This window comes from Shewanella vesiculosa (assembly GCF_009994065.1).
Classification (GTDB): domain Bacteria; phylum Pseudomonadota; class Gammaproteobacteria; order Enterobacterales; family Shewanellaceae; genus Shewanella; species Shewanella vesiculosa.
Genome location: NZ_JAACSD010000004.1, coordinates 423,662 through 448,881 on the forward strand (window position 1 = coordinate 423,662; position 25,220 = coordinate 448,881).

A 25,220-nucleotide genomic window follows, 5' to 3' on the forward strand; every position below is an offset into this window, starting at 1 on the left:
ATAAATGGTACGTTTTAGTGTATTGGAACCTTGGCAAGATCCCCGTGGTGGAGAGATTGAACGGGTAAGAATCGATAATGGCATCATCGCACTCGAAGTATTAAGTTTAGGCGGCATTATTCGATCATTATGGACTCCCGATCGCAATGGTGAACGTAAAAATATTGTCTTAGGTTGCGACAGCGCCGAAGATTATTTAGCCCAACAAGCACATTTAGGTGCGATTGCAGGACGTTATAGCAATCGTATTGCCAATGGTAAAACTCAATATAATGGCCAACAATACTCACTGAGTATTAATCAAGCGACTAACTGTTTACATGGTGGCGCGGAGGGGTTTAATCGCAAATTATGGCAGCTTGGGCCATTAAGTGATGGCATGCGCTTAACCTTAAAAAGCCCTGACGGCGACATGGGGTTTCCAGGTAATTGCACCGTACAGCTCGATTACCGCTTAGCGGGTAACAATGTGTACATTGAAATGCTGGCCAGCACAGATAAAGCCTGCCCCATTAGTTTAACCCAGCATAGCTACTTTAATTTAGACGGTAATCGTAGCGACACCAATGCTCAACATACTCTACAAGTGGATGCTAAACATTACCTCACAATGAATGATGTTGGCATACCAACGTCAATGCAAGCTACCGCAGGCAGCGATTTAGACATGGCTGTACCTACACCAATGTCGGTGCAGACCGAGCGCGCAGCATTGGCCGCCACTAAAGGTTTTGATCATTGTTATGTGTTAGATAACCCAGGGGCAGACTTGCAACGTTTTGGTTGCTTAGCCAGCCCAAATAGCGGCCGCAGTATGACGGTTTATACTAACCAACCCGGCGTACAAGTTTACGGCGCTAATTTTTTGCAAGGCACTATTGGTAAAAAACAACGTCCACTTTGCGATCACCAAGCCGTGTGTATTGAACCGCAGATGCTACCTGATTCACCTAATCAACCAGACTTAGCTGGTGATGTGTGGGTAAAACCGGGACACGTTTATCATCACATCACTCGATATCAGTTTGATGCAGAATAATCCGCCTGTTAAATCTAATTTTAATGCTGAAGACATTGGCCAAATTGCCATAGGGGCTTTTGCCCTGTCGGTGCCGATTGCATTTTCTGAAGAAGCTTGGCATTTATCAGCCAGCTTACCAAGCTTAAATTTAGTATTGATCGTGGTACTGTCGCTAGCGTTTATTGCCTTATTTGCCTACCAGAGTGTATTTCAGGCCAATATTATTAAGCGCAGACAAGCATTTCTATTACGAGTTGTTGCTGCCTATATATTGACGTTATTAGTCGTGGGAATAGTGCTTTTAGCATTAGATAAATTGCCGTTATGGGACGATCCCATTTTAGCATTTAAGCGGATGATATTAATTGCGATGCCCGCATCGATGGGCGCAATTATTGTTGATAGTTTTGACAAAGAATAAACGTCATAAGCAATAAAAAATTATTGCTTATGACGTTGTCAATCTATGACCAATATAAACCAGTAATGCGGCTAATCACACAATACATTAAGTCTAAAACTTAATGTATTGCACAGAATTAATCGTCTATGCTATCACCTATTTCATCAAAGCTGTCATCGTCATCATCTGAGTCATCAAATTCTGGAATGTCATCATCTGAATCAATAACTTCATCTGGTTCTGGCACTGGTTTAGCCTTACGAGGAGGCGCTGTGTCTGGTACTTTTGACAAGTCGATACGTGATTGATGCTTTAACATAAACTCAGCACGTGCCGCTTTCCAAGCATCATTAAACTCAGCGATTGCCGCTTTTGTTTGCTCATCATCTAAGTCATGTAAATTCACTTTAACGATGTCTTCTACATACTCAACAATCGTATTACGAATTGTATTGTAAAAGTAGATGCGCCCTGGAGACGCTTGTGGCAGTTGGTTATCATGAACAACAATAGTATTACCTTTTGATGTTCTTAATTCACCAAACCAAACCTGTTTTTTTGCTGTGTTATACATATATGCTAACGCCCTTAAATCAACACATATCCTAAAAATGATGCAGCTTGATGGCTAATAAAACAGCCAATCTACAACACGATTATTTGTTCTGTATTTACGTGGGTATTTAAACAGAATATTTCTGAGAATCAATGCCTAAAACGATGATTTTTTCAAGTAATCGCATAAAAATGTCCGTCGTAGTCTATTTTTAACACTTTACTGTCTTTTTTCTCACAAAATAATCGTCCACAAAGGCAATTAGCCACTTTTAGGCTAACCACTTTGTCTTGACGACTTTAGCTTAAAAAAATCAAGCTTCAAGTTTTTTAGCAAAATATATGCTGATAAATATTCCGAATGGATCGGCACACACATAACGCCGAGGCTTAGGCTTGTAGATTTAATACAATCTTGCCTTTATGTTGCCCAGATTCCATACGCTGATGTGCCTCGACGACTTGAGCAAAAGCAAATACGCTATCTACAGGAATACTCATTTCACCACTGTTTAATAATGGCCATACATATTGCGCTAAGCCTTGAGCAATTTGCGCTTTATTTTGCACGCTTTGTGGTCGTAATGTTGAACCTGTCCACACTACCCGTTTTGCCATAATGCGAAAAATATCTACATTTGCCTGAGGACCCCGTTGCATCGCGACGGACACCATACGCCCATCAGTGGCTATGGCTTTGAGATTTTCATTAATAAAGTCGCCACCAGCAATGTCCATAATCACATTGACCCCTAGGCCATCCGTTGCCGCCAAGATAGGTTCGACAAAATGCTCTTCATTATAATTAATGGCCACACTGGCCCCTTGATCCAAACAATATTGGCATTTTTCAGCGCTACCAGAAGTCGCAAATACCTTAGCACCTAAGCAACTGGCCATTTGGATTGCGGTCGTGCCGATACCGCCAGATCCACCATGGATCAGTACGGTTTCACCTGCTTTAAGCCCGCCACGAATAAATAAGTTACCCCACACAGTAAAAAAGGTTTCTGGCAGAGCTGCCGCTTGTACGTAACTGTAACCGGTAGGAATAGGTAAACAATGGGCGGCATAAGTGTTAACTAACTCGGCATAACCACCACCAGGCACTAACGCACACACTTTGTCGCCGACCTGCCACTGAGTTACATCATCTGCCACGGCAACAATTTCACCGGCCACTTCTAAACCTAGGATTGGGCTAGCATCTGCTGGCGGTGGATAAGCCCCCACACGCTGTTTAATATCTGGGCCATTCACTCCAGCAGCATGTACCTTAATCGTCACTTGACCCGCGGATGGCATCGCAAGCGTAGATTGTGCCATGGTCATCACGCTAGGTTCGCCAGGTTGCTCAACCATCACATGAGTAAATTGTCTATCTAATGTCGCCATAAAAATGTTCTCTCGGTTAATTGCAGTTAAAAAGTAACCAATGTTAATTATCTGTTATTGGCACACTGTAGCTGTTCACAATATGAACATATTTGTTAGTAAATACTTAAATAGTATCTTTTTTAATCAAAAAAAGATTGCCTCTTCACTTTAAACAATTACTATACGCGCCCGTTCATCCCATGGAGCACAATACTTGCTAAAGTACCTGTTCATTTTACTGTCTGTTTTCAGTATTCACGCCCATGCCGCGCCAATTCGTATTGCCTCAGATATTTGGTGTCCCTATGCCTGTGATACTAACACTGGTTATGTTGTGGAATTGACTCGTCGCGCTTTTGAAATTCAAAATCAACCTGTTGAATTTATGATAGCCCCTTTTAAACGAGTCATGCTTGAACTTCAAAGGAACAATGTCGATGCCGTCATTGGATTGTCTAAAAAAGCGATAGGCAACTATCAATTACTGAGTAATGACGTGATTGTGGGCTATAAAAGTAACGACTTTTATACTCTAGCTGACAGCACTGAGTCATTTGAGCAAATATCCGACCTCAATAATACCCAACAGGTTGCCGTTGTCACTGGCTACCAATATGGCAAAGAACTGGATATATGGCTTAACTCCCACCCGAGCACCTATTTTGCCTCGGGTAATGACCCTATCGCGATGAACATTATTCGCCTTATAAAAGGCCGCCACTCGGTGATTATCGACAACAAAAATGTCATTGAGTACACCGCAAGTCAACTAAACTTAAATCAACAACTTCGTTATGCAGGCACTATAGGTAAACCGGTTCCTTTATATATTGGTTTTAACCCGCAAAATAAAGCCTATGTGAGCGCTTTTGACCGCGGCATACAGATGCTAAAAGCCAATGGCGAATATAAGCAAATTATGGATAAATACAAAATATTACCGGAAGTCACCTCAGCCGACGCCCGCTATAAAAACCTGCAAAAGTTTTTACCTATCCTTGATTAAACTCGCTGTTTTTATGCCAGAGGGAATTGGCATCAGCAAGGTGCAAAACTTAGTAACACTCTTCTCACTGCATAACCTTGTCATTTTCGTTACACTGCGCTAACAAAAAAATAATAAATCATCATTTTGGGATTAATGGCATCAGCTTGCTGAAGTCATAGGAGTATTTATGCGCGTGTATCTTTACCTGCTGATATTGGCATTGAGCAGTTCAGCAATCTTCACCAGTTCGGCTTCAGAAATTGTCCAAAGTAAAGGTCGGTTCGACGACAAATTTCGTCAACTTGAAGAGAGCCTTCCCACACCAAATGATTATCGCAATGCTGCTGGCGAACCAGGTAAAGAATATTGGCAACAACAAGTAGATTATAAAATCAATGTCACATTAGATGAACAAAAGCGTGCTATTCAAGGTGAGCAAGTCATTACCTATCATAATAATTCTCCGTATACGCTTAAATATCTGTGGTTCCAATTAGAACAAAATCGTTTTAAACCTGACTCAATTGCTGAACGAAGCAGCGCCTTTTATGGGGTTGATGGGAGCGTTAGGGCTGAGAACACTTATGGCGATAGCGCATTTGCAAAGATCAGCCTGCAAGATCTTCGTCGCCAACAATTTTTAGCCGACAATAACTTGGGTTACCAAATTGCGGCGGTAACCGGTGCCAATAAAAAACCACTGAAATACACCATAGTTGGCGCTCAAATGCGGGTCGATTTACCGACGCCCCTAAACAGCAAGCAATCGACGCAACTGCGCATTAATTACGGCTACAATATTTTAGAAGAAGATGCCGTAGGTGCACGCTCTGGATATGAGCATTTTCCAGACGATAATCGTGAAGGTGGCAATGACATCTTCTTATTAGCGCAGTGGTTTCCGCGAGTCGCCAGTTATTCAGATTACGAAGCATGGCATAACAAAGAATTCTTAGGCAGCGGCGAGTTTACGCTCGAGTTTGGTAATTACGATGTGAGCATGACAGTACCTAGTGACCATATTGTGGCCGCTACCGGCGTGCTCCAAAACAGTAAAAGCGTGCTGTCATCTGAACAACTCAAGCGTTTAGATAGCGCCAAAAAAGCTGACAAACCTGTATTTATTGTCTCTAAAGACGAAGCTCTAGCCAATGAATCGAGTACAGCCAAAGGCACTAAAACTTGGCATTTTAAAGCCGAAAATGTGCGTGACTTTGCTTGGGCATCATCACGTAAATTTATCTGGGACGCCCAAGGCTACCAACAGAAAAACAGCCAAAACCCACATGTAATGGCGATGTCGTTTTATCCTAAAGAGGGTGGCGAACTGTGGCAGCAATATTCAACAGCGGCAGTGATTCATACACTTGAAGTCTATTCACGCTTTACCTTCGATTATCCCTACCCTGCAGCGATCAGTGTTAATGGTCCCGTTGGCGGCATGGAATACCCGATGATCAGCTTTAATGGCCCACGTACTATTTGGCATGAAGATGGCAGTCGCACATACACCTTGGCTGAAAAACAATTCTTAATCGGCGTGGTGATCCACGAAGTCGGTCATAACTATTTTCCGATGATAGTCAACTCGGACGAGCGTCAATGGACTTGGATGGATGAAGGCATAAACAGCTTTTTAGACGGCATTGCCACCCGCGAATGGGATCCTAATTTATCTTGGGGACGTGAGCCAACTGATGTTATTGAATACATGAAGTCTAATGTCCAAGTTCCGATTATGACTCAGTCAGACAGTGTGTTGCAGCTTGGTCCTAATGCCTACATTAAACCTGCTGTTGCATTAAACATTTTGCGTGAAGTGATATTAGGCCGTGAGCTATTTGATTTTGCCTTTCAAGAATACAGCCGTCGTTGGATGAATAAGCGCCCGACACCAAGCGACTTTTTCCGCACCATGGAAGAAGCCTCTGGGGTTGATTTAGATTGGTTTTTCCGTGGCTGGTTTTACACCACAGATCATGTCGATATCTCGCTAGATCGTATTTATAAACTGCGCTTAGACAGCAATAATCCTGATATTGATTTTGATCGTCGTCGCCAAGATTATAACGATAAACCTATGCCTTATTCGGTTGAACGTAATCAACAAAGTGGCCAAAAAACCTGGGTAGAACTTAATCCAGGTAATACTGATTATCATGACCAACATGATCAATTCAGCGTCACCAATAAAGATCGTAACAAGTACAACAAAAAACACGCCGAACTGGATCCGTGGGAGCAACAAGTCTTGGCGCGGGCATTGAAAGAAGATAAAAACTACTATGTGTTTAACTTCTCCAATCTTGGTGGTTTAGTGATGCCAATTCTACTCGAACTCACGTTTGAAAATGGTGATACCGAGTCATTGGTGCTGCCAGCTGAAATTTGGCGCCGCTCGCCGTTTGAAGTCAGTAAACTGATTGTGACCGACAAAGACAATGTATTAGTGTCTGCTGTGGTTGATCGTCGCGGCGAAACTGCCGATGTGGATATTGAAAATAACTATTATCCTCGTCAAATTATCCCATCACGCATTGAAGCCTTTAAAGAAGAAGAGCGTAAGGGTAATAAGTATCGCGATATCATGCATGACAATAAAGAAGCCCTGAAAGATCCTGAAATTAAAGTGAAGAAAAAGTAATGCGTCAATTGGTTCTAATATTACTGAGTGTTATTGGCTTAAGTTTATTGGCTGGCCAAGCCCATGGCCACCAGCAAAAAGAAGCCTACACCAGTATTGTGTTTAATCAGCGCAGCGGTATGCTGGAAATTCAGCATCGATTTTACTTGCACGACGCTGAGCATGCAGCTCAGCAAGTCATTGATAGCAATGCTGATTTGATTAGCGATCCCGTGAGTCGTGAAGCTTTTGCATATTACGCTATATCGACATTTTCGATGCAGGATCAGCAGCAACATCCGTTAACCCTGACCTATGTGGGCACTGAGTTACAGGGTAAATATTTGTGGGTTTATCAGGAAACACCGATCACCACTAATATGGAGGGGTTTTATCTTAAGATGACGACCCTACAAGAATTGTGGTCAGAACAAACTAACCACATTAATGTTGAGCGCAATAAACACGTAACCTCAGCAAGACTGCATATTGCAGATTCTTGGCATTACATTGAAGTGGCAAAAGCCAGCGAATAAACACTGATAGCTCGAGCCAATATCCAGCGCCCTATTGATGTTCAGTAGGGCGCTTTTTTTATTTCTATCTGGCCACATCATCGAGTGCATCGGCCAAGGTTGAGTAAGTAACACACTGCACGCCATCTGGCTTAAAGCCTGCTTTAGCTAAGGTTTTAAGTGGCTGAAATTGAAAATCCGCGAGCAATACTCGGGTATTGTGGTGCTTACATTTCGCAATATACTTGTACAATGCAGAAACACCACCAGAATCTAAGATAGACACCCCATCGAAATACAACACCACCCCATCTTGATCAGCGCTCAAATGCGCCAACTCACCAAAGACACTGTCCGCGGCAGCAAAAAATAACGGACCATTTATTTTAAAGACTTTCCAACGCGGCGGTAATTCAACATGAATATGCTTTTTCTGCTCGCTAATGTCTTGCACCTTGGTCATATCAGCCACTTGTTTCATGAACAACAACGACGCCAAAATGATCCCCGCACTGATCGCAATCACCATGTCGAAGAAGATGGTCAATAACAAGCACACCAGCAATACCAGCACCTCGCTTGCGGGCGCTTTTTTTATAAGATGCACAATCTTAGGGGCTTCGCTCATGTTCCAAGCCACCATAATGAGTAATGCCGACATGCCCGCCATGGGGATATACGCCAAAATAGTACTCAGCGATAACAAAGACACTAATACCACCAGTGCATGGATCATCGCTGCTACCGGACTCACCGCGCCAGCTTTATAATTAGCCGCTGAACGAGCAATGGCCGCTGTAGCAGTAATACCGCCAAAAAATGGCGCGATAATGTTACCGATACCTTGGCCGAGCAATTCACTATTAGCACTGTGCTTTTTACCCGACATGCCGTCGAGCACCACAGCACACAGTAATGATTCAATTGCCCCCAACATGGCAATCGCAAATGCCGCCGATAATAAATCGCTAGCCAATTGCCAACTGAGTTCAATAGGTAATTCGCCCGACTGGGTCCGCAGCCAAGGCCATTGAAAATCAGGCAACATGGATGGAATACCGGCGCCAATTGAACCATCGGCGAAAGTAAAACTAAAAGTAGAACCAATCGTCGCAACAGGAAAGCCTTGCTGATTGAGCACTAGCGCCACCAGACTAGCAACCACCACAGCCGGAAGATGTGCTGGCACAGGTAACTTGAGCTTAGGCCACAAAATAAACATCACTAACGCACTTAACCCCACCACCAGTGTCGGCAATGACAATGTCGGTAATTCTTGCGTTAATACGGCAACTTTACCGACAAAATTTTCAGGCATGTCACTGATGCTTAGACCGAAAAAATCTTTAACTTGCAGCACAGCAATCACTACCGCAATACCGCCGGTAAACCCTAAGGTGACTGACTCAGGGATATATTGGATATAGCGACCTAGGCGTAACAACGCCATAGCGATGAGTATCACTCCAGACAAAATACTCGCTAGCAATAATCCAGACAGACCATATTGATGCACTATGGGGTAAAGGATCACCACAAACGCCGCAGTAGGACCAGATACACTATAACGTGAGCCACCGGTCAGCGGGATAATAAACCCGGCAATAATGGCGGTATATAATCCGTATTGCGGTGCAACACCAATAGCAATTGCCAGTGCCATCGCCAGTGGAATGGCAATAATGCCAACCGTTAAACCAGCTAATAAATCTTTAGAGAATGCATTGGCTTTGTAGGGAGCGTCTTTTAACGACTCTCTGAGCGCATGCCCAATACGAAGAGAAAATAAATGTGTGAGGTATTTCATTGCAGCGATCCCATAACCTAGTACGACGTCAAGATACCCCTCATTATAGGCCGATTACTTTGCAGTACAATCGAATTAAGTTAACACCTAATGATAATGTAATTATAATCACATTATAACGATTGGTTTTATCTGAATTGACGTAATCACAAATGACCCGCAAAAAAGCCAGCGATGGTGTCGCTGGCTTTGGCTAGGTAGATATTCATAGTGATTAATAGTGTAAACAATGGCTATCTTTACCCTGTAGCCTAATGTTAAAAAGCAATTTTAACGGCTAAAATCAATAGACACTTTGTGGCCGCGATTAGTATCTAGATTTTGATAATCCCAGTCATATTGCGTAATGAGTCTAGTGGTTAACTCAAGCCCTAAACCAAAGCCGAGCTCTTCAAAGCTATCAGCATAAGAGTCACACTGATTAGCGATACTCACCAATGTGGACGATTGACGAATGGTTACGCTGCCCTCAATGGTGTGCTGTAAAGCATTACGGATTATGTTGGTGATAATAATTCGACAGAGAGTATCAGGCAGTTGATGAGTAGAGTCATCGGTTTCAATACTAATTTCAATATTCTTGCCGTGGATTAAATACCTTAACTCTTGCACAAGCTGACGAATAAGCTGACCCAGATTAACGTCGTTCAAGGGTAAGCTTTTACCTTCACGCCGGGTTAACCACAACAAGGTTTCGGTGAGATCTGTCATGGTGAGCCCTGCACGTTCAATACGGTTAAGCACTTGGGCTTGCTTTTCTGCGCTCCCACCTTTGCTTATCAACTTTTGCAGTAATTCAGTATTAGTCCGAATAACCGCTATTGGGGTGCGTAACTCATGGCTGGCATAGCCTAAAAATTGTTGCTCACGATCTAAGCTTTCCTGCACAGTGCCTAAACTCGTTTTAACAATATCGGCTAAGGTATTTAATTCGCTAAAATGAAAGTCGGGTATTGGCTGAGCTAATTGCTGGCTATTTAATCCTTTCGCCCAAGTTCTTAAACGCTTCATTGGCCGCGCCACTTTTCGCATCATTAACATCAACACGATAGTAAACATCACAATACCTAAAATTGCAGTCGCTAATATCACCACAAAAAAGGGAATGCCTTTAGGAGGAGACATAGTGCCAGCTTTACTGTCAAAGGTACTGGAGACATATCGCACCTCATTGCCTTTAAGCACTTTTATAACAAAAAAGCCTTTTACAGGGGGCGTAATGGGCGAGCCGCCAATAATGTTTTTATACAAGACGTTAAACTCGCTAGGCTCAGACTTAATATTTTGTTGGATCTCTTCGGGTAGGTCTTGCCAACGTGAAGCCACCGTAAAAAAATGTGATGTTTTCGGCTGACCATCGATAACCTGTTGATCTTGTGCTTGAGCGTACATGGTAGATTGTAAGATTTGGTCCATACCAGAAATAAAATAGTGCACACTGAGCATCGATAAAATTAAAATGGTACTAATACCAGTAAACAACATGACCAGTAGTACAAAAATTCGCAGGCTCGGAGTTAATTTCATCTAATGGCTATCCTACTGGTTATCTTTAATGGCAAAGCCATGACCACTAACGGTATGCAGCAACTTGAGTTCCTGGTTGCCATCAAGGTGTTTACGTAAATTAAACATGTGTACTTTTAAACTATTACTGTCTGGTTGGTCATCTCCCCACACACTTTGCATCAGTTTTTCACGCGACACAGGGTTAGGGCTCGCTCGTATTAACACGTCTAAAATTTTAAACGCTGTCGGCGATAGCTTTAAGCCTACCCCATTACGAAACGCCTGCTTCTGCTGCAAATCGAGGACCAAATCGGCCACGGTTAGGCGCATAGCTTGACCACTTCGGCGACGGGATAATACTCGAATGCGTACAATGAGCTCTTCCATTGCAAACGGCTTAATGAGGTAATCATCAGCACCTTTGGCAAAGCCGTCGAGCTTATCGTTAAGCGTGTCGCGCGCGGTAAGCATGAGTACTGGTACATCGATACCTTGCAGCCGCAAAGATTCACACACTTGCAAACCGTTCATTTTAGGTAAGTTCAAATCCAATATCACTGCATCATAGCGATTGAGTAAAATCAGATTCAGCCCTGCACTGCCATTGGCAGAATGGTCACAAAGAATACCTTCTAGCTCTAGGTACTCGATCACTGCGGTAGCTAAATCAAGATCGTCTTCAACCAATAACAACTGCAACTTGTCGGTGAACATCGAATATATTCCTCGGTTTACGACGCCACTGAGCTTGTCGTATGGTGATTTGGGCGCAGTTTAGCCATAACGTGATTGATAAATGCTTTCAACTCACATTGAATGAGCAACAAAGATGGCGTCAAAATCAAGGTGATGACGGTAGCAAATAAAATACCATAACCCAGCGCTGCCGCAGCAGGTATTAAAAACTGTGCTTGTGACGAGGTTTCGCCTAACAAAGGTGCTAAACCAGCAAAGGTCGTCACTGAGGTAAGCAATACCGCACGAAGCCGGCTGGTACATGACTCAACAATAGCATCGTGTACCGACAATCCCTCTTCTTTAATCAACTCGTTATAGCGCGATACCAGCAATAGACTGTCGTTTACCACCACGCCACTTAAGGCCAAAATACCATTTAACGATAAAATACTAATGGTTAAGTCATTCCACCAATGGCCTAAAATGGCGCCAACAATACCAAACGGAATCGCGGTCATGATAATCACCGGTTGTATGTATGATTTTAACGGGATGGCTAGCAAGGCATAAATGGCAATTAACGCCAGCACAAACATCGACCCTATCGAACTTGTGGTTTCAGCTTGTTGCTCAGCCTCACCGGCAAAATTGAAACTCACACCGGGGTATTGCACTGCTAACTGCGGCACTAACGTCTGCTTTAGCTGACTAACAAGCTCGTTTGAGGCAATTTTATCTTTGTCTAGTACAGCACTGATGTATACCGCCCGTTGACTGTCAATACGGGTAATGTTCGACGGTTGGTAATCATTAAAAATCTGCGCCACGTGGCTTAATGGCACAATAGTACCGTCGCTAGTTCGAACATTGGCAAGCTTAATATCTTCGATGGTTTGACGATCTTCATCAGGGTAACGTACTCGTACTTTTACCTCATCTTTGCCACGTTGAAAACGCTGTACTACACCACCGCCAAATGACTGCAATATCTGGCTCGATAAGGTTTCGGTGTCAAATCCCAGGGCCCGACCTTGCGCGGTTAATTCAAAACGATATTGCGGCTCGCCTATGTCTAAATTGTTATCGATACCACTGACGCCATCCATGGTTTCTAGCTGCGCTTTTATCGCTTGGCCAACAGCAAAGACGGAATCGGTATCGCTGGCTTTAATTTCCACTTTAAAATTATCAAGCATTTCTTGCTTCGACAATATTTTCAGCTTTTTTATGCCTTCCATTTGGCCAACAAGCTCAAGCCATTTTTGGCTAAATTCTTTGAGGCTATAAGGACTGTCTGGCGCTAACTCAACCTGAACTTGGCCCGAGTCACTGCTGCTTGCCATCACATGCAAGCTGGTTAAATAGCTGTCCTTATTATGCTGTTGTTCGGCCACCAGCTGAGCATCGACTTGTTTTGCAGCAGTTTCTAAGGTCATTAAATTTTTATAGGTCTGGCCAAAACTGGCGTCATTTTGCATCGAAAAGTCGGCAACGACAGTGTCGCCAGCAATATCAGGAAAAAATGCCACTCGCACGCTGCCCGTTATCGGCATACCTGCAACCACAATAAACAGTGCGATAAACAGCAATACCACCGCATAACGAAACCGTAATGCAAACTCAATAAGTGGCTGATAAATCACTCGACTAAACCACTGCAAGCCACTATCGGCAGCATGTTGGATATGATTAAACCATGATTTCTTGGCACTTTTTTGAGTATTAATATGCGCTAAATGTGACGGTAGAATAAATTTAGATTCAACCAACGACAACATCAAACAAATGGCGACGACAGTACCAAACTGGGCATAAATCTGCCCTAAATTACCTTCAACATTAGCTAAGGCAACAAAAGCGACTACTGTGGTTAACACACCAAATATCGTTGGGGTTGCCACTTTTAAAGTACCTTTGATAGTGTTGTCGATGTTGTCGCCGTATTTTTGCCGAGTGCTATAAACACTCTCGCCCACCACCACTGCATCATCGACGACAATCCCCAGCGCCATAATAAATCCAAAAGTGGTCATTTCATTTAGGCTTAAGCCAGCAAAAGTATTGCTCATAAAAAACAAGGTGCCGAAGAACACAAACGGTAACCCTGCAGCAACCCAAAACGCCACTCGCAAGTTTAAAAATAACGCTAAAATAATGAATACCAAAGCGATACCACTCAAGGCATTTTTAACCAATAAGCTTAAGCGTTCGATAATCAGCGTGCTTTTGTCATGCCAAGTAGCAATACTGACGTTGTCGGGTAATACATTAGAACTGCGCCATTTTTCGACGACTTGCTTAGCTTGCTCAACAATATCAACAATATCGCCATTTTCGTCCATCACAATTTCAATCGCGCTTGAGTTAGCTTGGTTATAACGCGACAACACAAAGGTATCGTCGGCAAAACCGTCTTTAATAGTCGCAATATCACCTAAGGTTATCAGCGAACCTTGACTGTTGGTGATCACCGGAATCGCCATAAAATCGTCTAATTGGTAAGCTTGCTGTGATACTTTTAGCCGCACGGTTTTGTCGTCGTTATATAGGCTAGTCGAAATGGATGCTGACGATTCGGCATTCACAGCACTGGCCACGGAGGCAAACGTCAGTCCATAGGCTTGCAACTTAGCTTCATCAATTTCTATAGAAATCATCGGTTCGGCTTTGGCTTTAATCTCGAGATCGTGAATGGCTGACTGACTTAATAAATCCGATTTAAGTTGTTCGGCTAATGCCTGCAACGTCGCGCGGTCAGCATCGCCGTAGATCTCAATCCACAAGGCATGATCTTGCATGCGCATTTTATCAATAACGGGTTTTTCAGCTTCACTAGGAAAGTTATAAATCGCATCGACATTGGTTTTAATATCAGTGAGTAAAGTGTCTAAATCATAAGCGCTGGTTTTCTCAATTATCACACTACTGCCATTGGCGTTGGATGTTGACGTTATCCGTTTTATGCCCGGCACGGTTTCTAATGCATCTTCAATTTTAATTGCTATGCCTTCTTCAGCCAGCACTGGGTCGCCACTGTCGTAAGTCACCGACACTGTCACCCTGTCGGGTTCTAAACTCGGAAAGGCCTCTTTGCGTAAGCTGCCTAAGGAGAAAAGACCCACGATTATCATGGCAATTAACAGCAAGTTAGCCGCTACTGAATTTCTAGCAAACCAGGCTATCGCCCCTGAGTGTGTAGATTGAGATCCCGACATGGCTTAAACCTCTAACTTAGCAAGCACCTTAGTGCCCACTTTAAAGCTGCTTAAAGGGCGCTTAACAATTTGGATTAAGCTCGGTCGACCTCTTTGCTCACTAACAATAGGCAATACATACACAAAACCGTCTTTTTCAAAGGCGATATTGGCAGCTGATTTAGCCAATTGACTGCTATCATTGATAAACCAAATATCACCTTGTTGTGAAATAGCCGACGACGGTAATTGCCATAAATCACTTAATGATTTGCCGTTGATTTGTGCTTTAACAAAGGTGCCTGGATACAAGTGAGTTTGTTGCGTGAGTGGATTGTCGACCACCACAATTAATGAACGTTGACGACTAGTTTGGGTTAAATGCTGTTCAACACGCTCAATATAACCTTGCCACTGGTTACGACCATCGGCGCTGTACAAGGTGACATCCCAAGGGGTTTTAGCAAGCTGTGCATTGTCAAACTCTGGCAGGTTTTGCCACTGTAAATCTGACAATGGCACATTAATTTCAACGTCTGCAACGCTGTATAAAGTGCCCAGTTGGGTGCCGGTTTGTACATAACTTCCGGGCTGAATATCACGACTCACCACTAGCGCATCAAATGGCGCAGTAATCTTGGTATAGGCCACATCTTGCTTAGCTTTTTTAAGGGTTAACTTGGCATTTTCTAATGCGGCAGTCGCTTGGGCCAATTGTGGTGTTCTGAGCACTAACGGTGATTCAGGCTCACCAGAAAAACCTGAACGTAACCATTCTGATTTTGCTTGTTCACCTTGGCGTTGTTCCTCGAGTAAATCGAGCTCAGCCTGGGCGACATCGGTTTGCGCTTGCGTTAATGCTTGCTGATAACTGATATCATTAATTTGGCCTAATACTGTGCCTTTTTTAATCACCAGACCGGATTCAAACTGACGATGAACACTGTCAATCTTACCGCTTACTTCGGCGCTTAACGTAAGTTCATAACGTGGTCTTGCTTCACCAAAACCGATGACTTCAGCTTGATATTGTTGTCCGTTGACAGCCACTACCCCCACTTGAGGTAATAATGAGATTGCTGCTGTACTCGCCACTGGGTTAATAGGTTGCTCTGTAGTAGATGCTTGTTGGTTAGGCGCAGGCGGTAATTGCGAGACGGTATAACCTAAGGCAGCAAAAATACTGCCCAATGATAATACGGTGACAATAACGTTTAGACGATTAAGCTTCATGTAATACCCCTAAGCCCAACGCTAGGCCTAAATCAATACGGTTTATAAGACGGTTATAAATGGTGTTAGCAAGTTGCGCTTCAACATCAAAGGTTTGCTGTTGCACGGTTAGTAAATCAAAAATGTCGACTAAGCCTTGACGATACTTTTGCTCGTAACTGACAAAACTGCGCTCGGCGCTGAGTTGCGCTTCGATTAAATGCTGTTGTTGTTTGGCGAGGGAGTATTCTTGGCCCACAGTATTTTCCACTTCGTTAACCGCATTTAATAGGGTTTCTTGATAGACCCAATAGCGCTGCTCTGTGGTTAATTGGGCTAACTCAGCTTGTGATGATAATTTGCCACCTTGGAACAAGGGCGCAGATAATTGCCCAAGCACACTCCATAAAGGTCCGGTGAGTAATGCATCTGTTGGCGACTGCGCCATGTCGGTCAAACTGGCTGATAAACTGATCGACGGCAACATAGCCTTATAGGCGGCATCGGTACGTAATGCTTCGGCTTCAATATTGTAAAATGCAGTTTTAATATCAGGACGTTGACTTAGATTTTGTTGCCCTAGTGAACTAATAGGATTCAACACTGCAGGAAATTCCGCAGTAATGTTTACCGCTAAATCGTTGCCGGTCCATTGCCCTGTAAGCAAGGTCAAATCGCGCTTGCTTTGGGCAAGCTGTTGTTGATAATCGGCTAAGGTAGCTTGTGTACTGGCGACACTAGTATTGGCATTATCGAGATCTTCTAAACTGCCTAAGCCAACACGATAACGCGCTAAAATAAGTGCTTTATTGTTGTCTAATACCGTTAAACGCTGGGTTTCAATCGCCACAAGTTGTTGTTTAAGGCTAATGTCTAACCAACTGCGCATCACGTTGGCGGCGACTAAGTCTTGCGCGCTTTGAAGACTGGCTTGCGTGCTGGCAATGTCTTTTAATGCAGCGTTGCTGCTGTCAGCAATTTTTTGCCATAAATCTAGCTCCCAACTCACGGTAATATCAGTGGTATAACTGTCATCGCTGTCTTCGGTTGAAGTGCCGCTAAAGCTGGCATCTACTGACGGCAAACGGCTAGCAGAAGTAATACCGTGTTGGGCATAGGCCATTTTCAATGCCACTACGCTTTGTTGCAAACTAGGGTTATTCTGCAGAGCAGCAGATATAAAGCTTTGCAACTCAGGCACATTAACTAAGTCAGTTAAACGCGCTATCGATTGTGTCGGCACATCTTGTGTCTTTGAGGCCAGCAGCAACTGCTCAATTAAACGTTGGCTCGTATTCGCCTCAGCTTGACTGGCTCGGTCAGCGTAATTGACATTATCGACACTGCTGCAGCCCAACAGGCTCGTCACCATCAGTGCCAGCATCGCTTTTCGTAGCGCCGGTTTTACCATCATCAACTGCATCCCCAAACCTGTGTATTACACAATAATGGCACCAGCATACCGATGGAGGGGTTAAGGCGAGGTTAAGGTGAACGTTGTTAGGTAAATGAATCTCTCAAAGAGCCATATTGAAATGCGAAAAGCGTAAATAGGAACAAAATTATGTTTTATAAATATTCTGTATTTACAGCTAACTCCCTTTAAGCCGGCGGCTCAGCGCACTTTGACTAATACCCAGTATTTGCGCTGCTGCGGTTTGGTTATTGGCAGTGCGGCTCATGGCTTCGTCCATTAATGCTTGGTTCATCTGCGCTATCGTGGGCAGTTGTTTGGGGAAAATAACGCGGTCTTGTGGCGCTGCCGTTAATGACTTGTGTTCATTAATCGCTTCCATAAAAGCAGAGGTATTAAGCGCTATGCCATCACTTCGGCTCACAGCATCAAAAACCATGCCTTTGAGTTCATGAAGGTTACCAGGAAAATCATAACTGGCGAGTTTGGGCGCTAAATCGGGAGGCTGAATAGGCGCAGGTAGATTCATTTCAGCGGCAGCAAGGGCGATGAAATGATTGATTAACATAGCAATGTCTAACTGCCGTTCTGCTAACGGTGGTAATTTAATTTTATGAGCCCGTAAGCGGTAGAGTAAATCGCTTCTAAACTCACCAGCTTGGTGTAGTTTGAGTAAGTCATCTTGAGTCGATACCACAAACTTACATTTAACCGGATAAGCGGTGTCGCTGCCTAAAGGGTAATATTGTTTAGTTTCTAACAGCGCTAATAGCTTAACTTGTGCATCCAGAGGCAACGCGCCTATTTCATTCAAATACAGCACCCCACTTCCTACTTGATGCAATAGGCCTGCAACCGCTTCAAGCTCGCCATTATGGTGATGATACAGCTGGCCACTCATTTTTTGCTCAAAGGACTCGCTACTAATACCGGCAAGATTAATGCTAATAAAAGGTTCATTCGGGTTATAAAGCGCATGGCAAGATTTGGCGAACTCGCTTTTGCCAGTGCCGCTTTCACCATAAATTAGCAAGGGTTCAGGGCTACAAGATACGGCTTCAAGATAACGAAATTGATCTAATAACTGTGGCTCACAAGTTAAAATATTATTGAACGCTTGCGGGTTATCTAGAGTACGACTTAAGAATTTTTCTTTGATATACAGGTAGTTTCTTTCAAGCCCAACCACTTCTAGCGCTCGGCGTACCGTACGCGCGAGATTATCGACATTGTCTGTTTTGATGAAGTAGTCATAAGCGCCATTTTTAATACAGCGCACTGCGGTATCAACCTCATTCACCCCAGTCACAATAATCACCCGAGTATTGGGAAAGTCACTGCGGATCATCGCTAACAGCTCTTCGCCAGAGTGAAATGGCATAGTAAGATCGACCAGTACTAGCGCATAATCACCCACTTGTAAGCGGCTGTGTACTTGACGGCTGTCTAAACAAGTATCTATGTCAGCCTCAGGAACGAGACGGTTAAGGGTTATCGCGAGTGTGCGTAACCAGGCGGCTTCGTCGTCGATTAACAGAATATTTCTGGCCAATTTCATATGTGTTGTTCCAATGCAAAAATCAGACTAATTTGCGTGCCTTTGCCTAAACTCGACTGCATCTGCATTTCGCCTTGATGCTCTTTAATTATTTTGCTGCATACCGATAAACCCAAACCACTGCCGCCCTCGTTGCGACGGGTGGTAAAAAAGGGCTCGGTAATACGTTTGAGCGTGGCGCTATTCATGCCGCAACCGTTATCGATAATGCTCAATATTGCCGTATTGCCAGCAATGCGAGTTTCTATAATAATCTCGCCATGTTGTTCAGTGCAGGCATGACAAGCATTTTGAATAAGGTTGATTAATACCTGATGTAACTGTTGCGCATCGCCCTTAATTATAGGACTAGGTTGACATAACCTCATGCTGATCTGATGGACCTTGGTTTGATTAGCGGTAAGACGCTGGGCAACTTGAACCACGTCATTTAGGCTTACTCGAGCATATTGATCGGCAATATGCGGCATGGCATAACGTTTTAAATCATTAACAATTCGGCTGATACGTTTGGCGCCCTCTTCAATAGAGCCGCAACTGTACTGAAGCTCTTCAATGGCAACATCTGGGGGTAATCCTGCAATAAGCCAAAAAGGATTTTGTTGCTGATAATGCCTTGCTGCTGGGGTTAAGTCTTTTAAGGCCGCGGTAAATAATGATACCGCATGCACAATCAGGCCGGTTGGATTATTGATTTCATGAGCAATTCCCGCAGACAACTCCCCTAGTGACGCTAAGCGGCTAACTTCTTCATTTGCTTGCCTCAATCTATGCTGCTCAGTGGTTTCCTCAAGTAGAATCACCACTTGTTTTTCTGCAATAGGATGGATTTGTAATTGCCAAAACTGCTGTTGATAGCGCATCTCTGCAATCAAGGGGGTTTGGCTAGAGAGTACCTCGAGCACCGCCGTTTTAAGAACAAATGCATGGTTGTCGATATAGTAAAATGCTGCTGAATCTAACAAATGAATATTGTTATCGTTACTCCATAAATGCTGCAAGTCTTGGTTTACTATGGTTACACCATTGGGGATGCCATCGAGAACAGATTGGAACTGTTTAGATAATTCAGATATCTCAGCTTCAATGCGCCTGCGCTGAATGAGTTCGGCATCAAGGGCTTTAGTATGACGGCGTAAACTAGCGCTTATCAATCCGGTGAAAATCATCCCGATAGCAGAAATAATCGCCACTAAAATGGCTAGAGCAAACATGCGCTTTTCAGAAGAGGTTAAATCCACTTTTTCACGCCCGGTACCAAACCATTTATTAACCAGTCTGTCGTATTCGCCTGATAATTTTAACTGCCTAAGCGCTTCATTAATTTGATACATGAGTTCAGTTTTCGACTCATTAGCGACAAAATTAAACGCGCCATAAATGAGGGCATCACTCGAACTGCGCACCGATGGATACAACGGAAGTAAACGCCGCGCAACAAAGCTTTCAGCAATCACCACGTCGACTTGATTTTTAATCAGTAATTGAAAACCGGTTTCATACAAATCAACATCCACGCGATCAAAGTTTTGCAGATGATCAGATAAAAAAACATCAACAAAAGCGCCTTTTTTAATGGCCACCCGCTTACCAATCAAATCTGCCCAACTGTTAATTAACCCCTTACCCTGCAAAGTATAAGCTTTAGCGTGGGTGGCATAGATAGGATCAGATTGAGCCAACTTACGATCCATGTTCACCGGGCTCACCACAACAATCACGTCAATATCGCTGTTAGGGTTATACACATCTTGAACTAATTGCTGAAAACTCTTACGCCGCACAAGAATGCGCTTGTTAGTAAGCTGACCAATTCTATCCATCAACTCAATGTTAAATCCTTGATCCACTCCGTTATTACGCCACTCTAATGGCGCTGTTTTTGAATGCACACCTAGCACAATGCTGTCTTGCGCGAATGCAGGAAAAGTGAGGGTAATAACTAATAGTAATAGGATCTTCATACTGCGATGTTAACTATTTCGCTCATTTGAAACTGTGCCGCATTCCGCGAATTAGTAAATCATTATGTACCTTTTACCTAAATATTAATTCGATGTGATCTAGCGCCACATAAGCTATGCAAAAGTGCATACACGCCCTTATAGCTATGCATCTTTGCATAGCACCTTTTCATGCTTGTGATTGAGTTGTCATTTCTGTCACTGCTGGTGTTTATCTTATTGCTGGTTTTAGTGGCATGGATAAAGATTAAGGTAAGCAGAAGTAACCGCTGAACAACTTAACACCTAATTTTAGACCGAACTTTTAAAGTGAAGTGATCTCACTTCAGCCACACTAAAACAATAACTGGCTTTTATACCTAATCAACTAAGCATCATTAGGTTTAGAAGGAGGAGCAAAAATGAAAAAAATGAAACTTGCAGTCTGCCTTGCCACGCTAATGGGCACAGCAGGCCTAATGGGCAACGCTGTTGCGGCTGATAACTTAGCTGAATTCCATGAGCAAAACCAAGAGTGTGATAGCTGTCATACTCCAGATGGCGAGCTATCAAACGACAGCTTAACCTATGAAAATGCCCAATGTGTTTCTTGCCATGGCACTTTAGCTAAAGTGGCTGAAACCACAAAACATGAACATTACAATGCCCATGCTTCACATTTTCCTGGTGAAGTGGCTTGTACCTCATGTCACAGCGCGCACGAAAAATCGATGGTGTACTGTGATTCTTGCCACAGCTTCGATTTCAATATGCCATATGCTAAAAAATGGAAACGTGACGAACCCACTATTGCTGAACTGGCCAAAGATAAAACAGAACGTCAGGCTGCTCTTGCTAGTGCACCTCACGATACGGTTGATGTAGTGGTTGTCGGTTCTGGTGGCGCAGGTTTCTCTGCGGCAATATCGGCAACAGATAATGGTGCGAAAGTCATTCTGATTGAAAAAGAGCCTGTTATCGGCGGTAACGCTAAATTGGCTGCAGGTGGCATGAACGCTGCTTGGACTGATCAACAAAAAGCCAAAGAAATTAAAGATAGCCCTGAGCTAATGTTCAAAGACACCATGAAAGGCGGCCGCGATATAAACGATCCAGCATTAGTTGAAGTCTTAAGCTCGCACTCTAAAGGCTCAGTTGATTGGATGACCAAAATGGGCGCCGATTTAACCGATGTTGGCATGATGGGTGGTGCATCGGTTAAGCGTGCACACCGTCCAACTGGTGGCGCAGGTGTGGGTGCTCATGTTGTTCAAGTGCTTTATGATAATGCCGTAAAACGCAATATCGACTTACGCATGAACACTCGTGGCATTGAAGTGCTTAAAGATGACAGCGGCAAAGTGAAAGGTATTCTGGTTAAGGGAATGTATAAAGGTTACTACTGGGTGAAAGCCGATGCAGTCATCTTAGCAACGGGTGGTTTCGCTAAAAATAACGAACGTGTCGCTAAGCTTGATCCTTCATTAAAAGGCTTTATCTCTACTAACCAACCTGGTGCTGTAGGTGATGGTCTGGATGTGGCTGAAAATGCCGGTGGCGCTTTGAAAGACATGGAATACATCCAAGCTCATCCAACACTATCAGTAAAAGGTGGCGTAATGGTCACTGAAGCGGTACGTGGTAATGGTGCGATTTTGGTTAACCGTGAAGGTAAGCGTTTCGTTAACGAAATTACCACTCGTGATAAAGCATCAGCGGCAATCTTAGCGCAAACGGGTAAATCAGCTTATTTGATTTTTGATGACTCTGTACGTAAATCACTGTCTAAAATCGATAAGTATATTGGTTTAGGTGTTGCACCATCGGCAGACAGCTTAGTGAAATTAGGCAAGATGGAAGGTATTGACGGTAAAGCGTTAACCGAAACAGTTGCACGTTATAATAGCTTAGTGAGCAGCGGTAAAGACACTGATTTTGAGCGTCCAAATCTACCTCGTGCACTAAACGAAGGTAACTACTATGCAATCGAAGTGACACCTGGGGTTCACCACACTATGGGTGGCGTGATGATCGACACTAAAACTGAAGTCATGAATGCTCAGAAACAGGTTATACCTGGCTTGTATGGCGCTGGTGAAGTCACTGGTGGTGTTCATGGTGCTAACCGCTTAGGTGGCAATGCAATTTCAGGCATCATCACCTTCGGTCGCTTAGCAGGTGAAGAAGCGGCAAAATATTCTAAAAAGAACTAATCGATTTAGAATTAACTGACTCGCTAGTATCAGTAAGCCACAGTTCATTACTGTGGCTTTTTTTATGCGTCAAGATCACCAAACCTGACCAATTAACGCGTCAATAGCGGGCCTGTTGCAAGTCTTCTCATGTAAAAAATAACGCAGTTAGCAAGGCAAAGGGCTGTTTGCGAGGTATTTGTTATCCCGAGTTCAGATTAATTAATGCATAATCGATGGCACAGTAAATTTTGCATTAACTCACTAGCTAATATACAACGCTAACTTACAAAGCTATCAAAGGATAATAATGAAACAGTCTATAGTTCACATCGCGCTAGTGGTGAATGATTACGATGAAGCCATCGATTTTTATGTCAATAAATTGAAGTTTGAATTGATTGAAGACACCTATCAAGCAGAACAAGACAAACGCTGGGTTGTAGTCGCACCTCCGGGTTCAAACGGGGTATCTTTGCTGTTAGCGCGGGCATCAAAACCAGAGCAACATGATTTTATTGGTAACCAAGCTGGCGGACGGGTATTTCTTTTTTTGAATACCGATGACTTTTGGCGCGACTATAACCGCATGCAACTTGATGGGATTAAGTTTGTGCGCCCGCCTCAAGAGCAAGACTATGGCACTGTGGCGGTATTTGAAGATCTTTATGGCAATCTTTGGGATTTACTGCAGTTAAATGATAAACATCCGAAATAGATAATTAATCCATTCATAATTCCAGCAAAATTATAACGACACACTTGATTTCTACACCGAGGAAATCAGCATCGATCATTCTATGCTGACAACCTAAACCACGCATTCTGCAAGCTAACTGACATAAAAAAGCCAGTTGGATATTCCAACTGGCTTAACAAAACGTCACTCTATTTTAGAGCTAGTCTATATGCTGTAACCCAATTACAAAGCAAATTTATAGTAGACGTAAAAACGAGTGTCAGTTAGGTCATCGCCTGTAGAGTAATTAACAATGGCATGACGTGCGCGTACACTTAGACCATTTACAAACTGAGAAAGATCGTAAGTAACAGACAAGTCGGTTTCATCAATGTCTTTACTTGAATCACCATCAATCTGATAACTAGCCCAGTTAAGATATGTGCTCACACCACTGAGAGCAGAGTCAGGTGCAAAGTTGTATGCTAGCTGAGCACCGTAACCTTCTTCATTAGCACGCGAAGACTGAATCACCTGCTGAATGATCACTTTTTCATCACCAAATGGGGCAACAACATCGCCATCACCGGTTTTTGCGTACTTAATCGTGGCATCAAACCCACTCCATTTCATCCCTAAATGGAACCCAGCCTGGTAAGTATCAAACTGTGCAGCGCTCTGATCTAGCTTACCTGTAGAGTCTTGTTTTAAATAAGACGGAATGAAGTACCAGTTGGCAGCGCCCATTTTACCGCTCATGTCCAATTTCACATGATACTGATTGTAAACGTCTTCCATGGAGTAGTACCACAGACTGGTTTTGGCTTTGACCGCATTTAACGGCAGATTGTAATCTAAACCTAAGGCGTAAATAGGGTTGTCTTCAACATCGATGAAAACGCCCTTACGTGCAAATTCCCCCCGGATACCATCAGCCACACTAGCAAACTCTTCGTTGGTCCAGCCCATGTAATCAGTGATATACAGCGCTGACACGCCCAAGTTCTCAATTGAGGTATTCTTAATACTGGCACCGCGATAGGTGAACGGGATTGCTCTTAATGGGAACGGGTTCATCATGGGAGTTCGTAACTCTTGCGCACCAACCACTATTTTAGTGTCGTACCAGTTGCCGCTAACAAAGTATTCTTGCAAACGGTTAACAGATGTACGTTCAACCTTAGAGCCCGGCGCTCCACCACCAACAAGGCCATACAGACCATCATCGTTTGCATCCCAAATTGGGTTAGCTGAAGCAAATGAACTGCCAAAGCTTATACCGTTAGCTTCTCCGGATCGCAGGTAGAAAAGACCACCGAATGATGTATCACGTCGATCAGTACTATCGCCATCAAAGTTACGTTGGAAGTCAAATAATTGAAATTGACCATTTACACTGCCGTCATTAAATAAATTGGCCATTGGCTCGGCCGCAAAGGCTGGGCTTGCTGCTAGGCATGCCACAACCAAAGGTAGTAGTTTTGTTTTCATCATCATTTTTCTCATCCTAATTATTGTTAACTTTTCTTATGGTCGAGATATTAAGGTGCCA

At 43.4% G+C, this 25,220-nt stretch carries 18 protein-coding genes; 7 read left to right on the top strand and 11 right to left on the bottom strand.

Translation table 11 applies throughout. The features are described 5' to 3' along the window. Positions 1 to 4 precede the first annotated feature (4 nt). Positions 5 to 1,039: an aldose epimerase family protein gene (locus tag GW828_RS04175; protein ID WP_124015253.1), complete on the top strand. Its 1,035-nt coding sequence runs from the start codon at positions 5 to 7 to the stop codon at positions 1,037 to 1,039. After that, positions 1,029 to 1,442 carry a DUF2391 family protein gene (locus tag GW828_RS04180; protein ID WP_124015254.1) on the top strand — a complete coding sequence of 138 codons (414 nt, stop codon included), beginning with the start codon at positions 1,029 to 1,031 and terminating at the stop codon, positions 1,440 to 1,442. Before GW828_RS04175 ends, GW828_RS04180 begins: the two co-directional genes overlap by 11 nt. A 118-nt stretch (positions 1,443 to 1,560) precedes the next feature. On the opposite strand, the gene GW828_RS04185 is transcribed toward GW828_RS04180, so the two are convergent. Then, entirely contained in the window at positions 1,561 to 1,998 is a 438-nt protein-coding gene (locus tag GW828_RS04185; protein WP_124015255.1) for a hypothetical protein, read from the bottom strand. Positions 1,999 to 2,369: 371 nt separating this feature from the next. Next, a complete protein-coding gene (locus GW828_RS04190; protein ID WP_273057817.1) occupies positions 2,370 to 3,374 on the bottom strand; it encodes an NAD(P)H-quinone oxidoreductase in 1,005 nt (334 codons plus the stop codon). 196 nt (positions 3,375 to 3,570) lie between these two features. On the opposite strand from GW828_RS04190, the gene GW828_RS04195 reads away from it, so the two are divergent. The 3 genes from GW828_RS04195 (at position 3,571) to GW828_RS04205 (ending at position 7,503) form a co-directional block, all read left to right on the top strand. Further along, positions 3,571 to 4,362 carry a substrate-binding periplasmic protein gene (locus GW828_RS04195; protein ID WP_273057816.1) on the top strand — a complete coding sequence of 264 codons (792 nt, stop codon included), beginning with the start codon at positions 3,571 to 3,573 and terminating at the stop codon, positions 4,360 to 4,362. Between the two features lie 169 nt (positions 4,363 to 4,531). Continuing rightward, entirely contained in the window at positions 4,532 to 6,988 is a 2,457-nt protein-coding gene (locus GW828_RS04200) for a M1 family metallopeptidase (RefSeq protein WP_273057815.1), read from the top strand. Further along, a complete protein-coding gene (locus tag GW828_RS04205; RefSeq protein ID WP_124015259.1) occupies positions 6,988 to 7,503 on the top strand; it encodes a DUF6702 family protein in 516 nt (171 codons plus the stop codon). Before GW828_RS04200 ends, GW828_RS04205 begins: the two co-directional genes overlap by 1 nt. Before the next feature lie 64 nt (positions 7,504 to 7,567). Here GW828_RS04205 and dauA read toward each other — a convergent pair whose 3' ends face one another. The 8 genes from dauA to GW828_RS04245 all read right to left on the bottom strand — a co-directional run bounded on the left by dauA (position 7,568) and on the right by GW828_RS04245 (position 20,818). Then, on the bottom strand, positions 7,568 to 9,289 hold the full coding sequence (dauA, locus tag GW828_RS04210) for a C4-dicarboxylic acid transporter DauA (RefSeq protein WP_182741171.1): 1,722 nt from the start codon (positions 9,287 to 9,289) through the stop codon (positions 7,568 to 7,570). A 270-nt stretch (positions 9,290 to 9,559) separates the two neighbouring features. Next, on the bottom strand, positions 9,560 to 10,816 hold the full coding sequence (locus GW828_RS04215) for a sensor histidine kinase (protein WP_273057814.1): 1,257 nt from the start codon (positions 10,814 to 10,816) through the stop codon (positions 9,560 to 9,562). A gap of 12 nt (positions 10,817 to 10,828) precedes the next feature. After that, complete coding sequence (locus tag GW828_RS04220) at positions 10,829 to 11,512, bottom strand: response regulator transcription factor (RefSeq protein ID WP_123883122.1); 684 nt, start codon at positions 11,510 to 11,512, stop codon at positions 10,829 to 10,831. Between the two features lie 17 nt (positions 11,513 to 11,529). Then, complete coding sequence (locus GW828_RS04225; RefSeq protein ID WP_273057813.1) at positions 11,530 to 14,691, bottom strand: efflux RND transporter permease subunit; 3,162 nt, start codon at positions 14,689 to 14,691, stop codon at positions 11,530 to 11,532. 3 nt (positions 14,692 to 14,694) lie between these two features. After that, on the bottom strand, positions 14,695 to 15,903 hold the full coding sequence (locus GW828_RS04230) for an efflux RND transporter periplasmic adaptor subunit (RefSeq protein ID WP_124015263.1): 1,209 nt from the start codon (positions 15,901 to 15,903) through the stop codon (positions 14,695 to 14,697). After that, complete coding sequence (locus GW828_RS04235) at positions 15,893 to 17,296, bottom strand: TolC family protein (protein ID WP_273057812.1); 1,404 nt, start codon at positions 17,294 to 17,296, stop codon at positions 15,893 to 15,895. The genes GW828_RS04230 and GW828_RS04235 overlap by 11 nt, the downstream gene beginning before the upstream one ends. A 178-nt stretch (positions 17,297 to 17,474) precedes the next feature. Continuing rightward, a complete protein-coding gene (locus tag GW828_RS04240) occupies positions 17,475 to 18,854 on the bottom strand; it encodes a sigma-54-dependent transcriptional regulator (RefSeq protein ID WP_273057811.1) in 1,380 nt (459 codons plus the stop codon). Continuing rightward, positions 18,851 to 20,818: an ATP-binding protein gene (locus GW828_RS04245; RefSeq protein ID WP_273057810.1), complete on the bottom strand. Its 1,968-nt coding sequence runs from the start codon at positions 20,816 to 20,818 to the stop codon at positions 18,851 to 18,853. Before GW828_RS04245 ends, GW828_RS04240 begins: the two co-directional genes overlap by 4 nt. Before the next feature lie 401 nt (positions 20,819 to 21,219). On the opposite strand from GW828_RS04245, the gene GW828_RS04250 reads away from it, so the two are divergent. Continuing rightward, a complete protein-coding gene (locus GW828_RS04250) occupies positions 21,220 to 23,010 on the top strand; it encodes a flavocytochrome c (protein WP_273057809.1) in 1,791 nt (596 codons plus the stop codon). A 289-nt stretch (positions 23,011 to 23,299) separates the two neighbouring features. Then, positions 23,300 to 23,707, top strand: coding sequence for a VOC family protein (locus GW828_RS04255; RefSeq protein WP_124015268.1), 408 nt, complete (start codon positions 23,300 to 23,302; stop codon positions 23,705 to 23,707). Between the two features lie 204 nt (positions 23,708 to 23,911). Here the strand turns inward: GW828_RS04255 and GW828_RS04260 are convergent, their stop codons facing one another. Continuing rightward, positions 23,912 to 25,165 carry an OprD family outer membrane porin gene (locus GW828_RS04260; protein ID WP_273057808.1) on the bottom strand — a complete coding sequence of 418 codons (1,254 nt, stop codon included), beginning with the start codon at positions 25,163 to 25,165 and terminating at the stop codon, positions 23,912 to 23,914. Positions 25,166 to 25,220: the final 55 nt, after the last annotated feature.

Excerpts from the sequence above, each read along its gene's own strand:
- GW828_RS04175 (WP_124015253.1), top strand. The coding sequence starts at position 5 with ATGGTACGTTTTAGTGTATTGGAACCTTGGCAAGATCCCCGTGGTGGA.
- GW828_RS04180 (WP_124015254.1), top strand. The coding sequence starts at position 1,029 with ATGCAGAATAATCCGCCTGTTAAATCTAATTTTAATGCTGAAGACATT.
- GW828_RS04185 (WP_124015255.1), bottom strand. The coding sequence starts at position 1,998 with ATGTATAACACAGCAAAAAAACAGGTTTGGTTTGGTGAATTAAGAACA.
- GW828_RS04190 (WP_273057817.1), bottom strand. The coding sequence starts at position 3,374 with ATGGCGACATTAGATAGACAATTTACTCATGTGATGGTTGAGCAACCT.
- GW828_RS04200 (WP_273057815.1), top strand. The coding sequence starts at position 4,532 with ATGCGCGTGTATCTTTACCTGCTGATATTGGCATTGAGCAGTTCAGCA.
- GW828_RS04205 (WP_124015259.1), top strand. The coding sequence starts at position 6,988 with ATGCGTCAATTGGTTCTAATATTACTGAGTGTTATTGGCTTAAGTTTA.
- dauA (WP_182741171.1), bottom strand. The coding sequence starts at position 9,289 with ATGAAATACCTCACACATTTATTTTCTCTTCGTATTGGGCATGCGCTC.
- GW828_RS04215 (WP_273057814.1), bottom strand. The coding sequence starts at position 10,816 with ATGAAATTAACTCCGAGCCTGCGAATTTTTGTACTACTGGTCATGTTG.
- GW828_RS04220 (WP_123883122.1), bottom strand. The coding sequence starts at position 11,512 with ATGTTCACCGACAAGTTGCAGTTGTTATTGGTTGAAGACGATCTTGAT.
- GW828_RS04225 (WP_273057813.1), bottom strand. The coding sequence starts at position 14,691 with ATGTCGGGATCTCAATCTACACACTCAGGGGCGATAGCCTGGTTTGCT.
- GW828_RS04230 (WP_124015263.1), bottom strand. The coding sequence starts at position 15,903 with ATGAAGCTTAATCGTCTAAACGTTATTGTCACCGTATTATCATTGGGC.
- GW828_RS04235 (WP_273057812.1), bottom strand. The coding sequence starts at position 17,296 with ATGATGGTAAAACCGGCGCTACGAAAAGCGATGCTGGCACTGATGGTG.
- GW828_RS04240 (WP_273057811.1), bottom strand. The coding sequence starts at position 18,854 with ATGAAATTGGCCAGAAATATTCTGTTAATCGACGACGAAGCCGCCTGG.
- GW828_RS04245 (WP_273057810.1), bottom strand. The coding sequence starts at position 20,818 with ATGAAGATCCTATTACTATTAGTTATTACCCTCACTTTTCCTGCATTC.
- GW828_RS04250 (WP_273057809.1), top strand. The coding sequence starts at position 21,220 with ATGAAAAAAATGAAACTTGCAGTCTGCCTTGCCACGCTAATGGGCACA.
- GW828_RS04255 (WP_124015268.1), top strand. The coding sequence starts at position 23,300 with ATGAAACAGTCTATAGTTCACATCGCGCTAGTGGTGAATGATTACGAT.
- GW828_RS04260 (WP_273057808.1), bottom strand. The coding sequence starts at position 25,165 with ATGATGATGAAAACAAAACTACTACCTTTGGTTGTGGCATGCCTAGCA.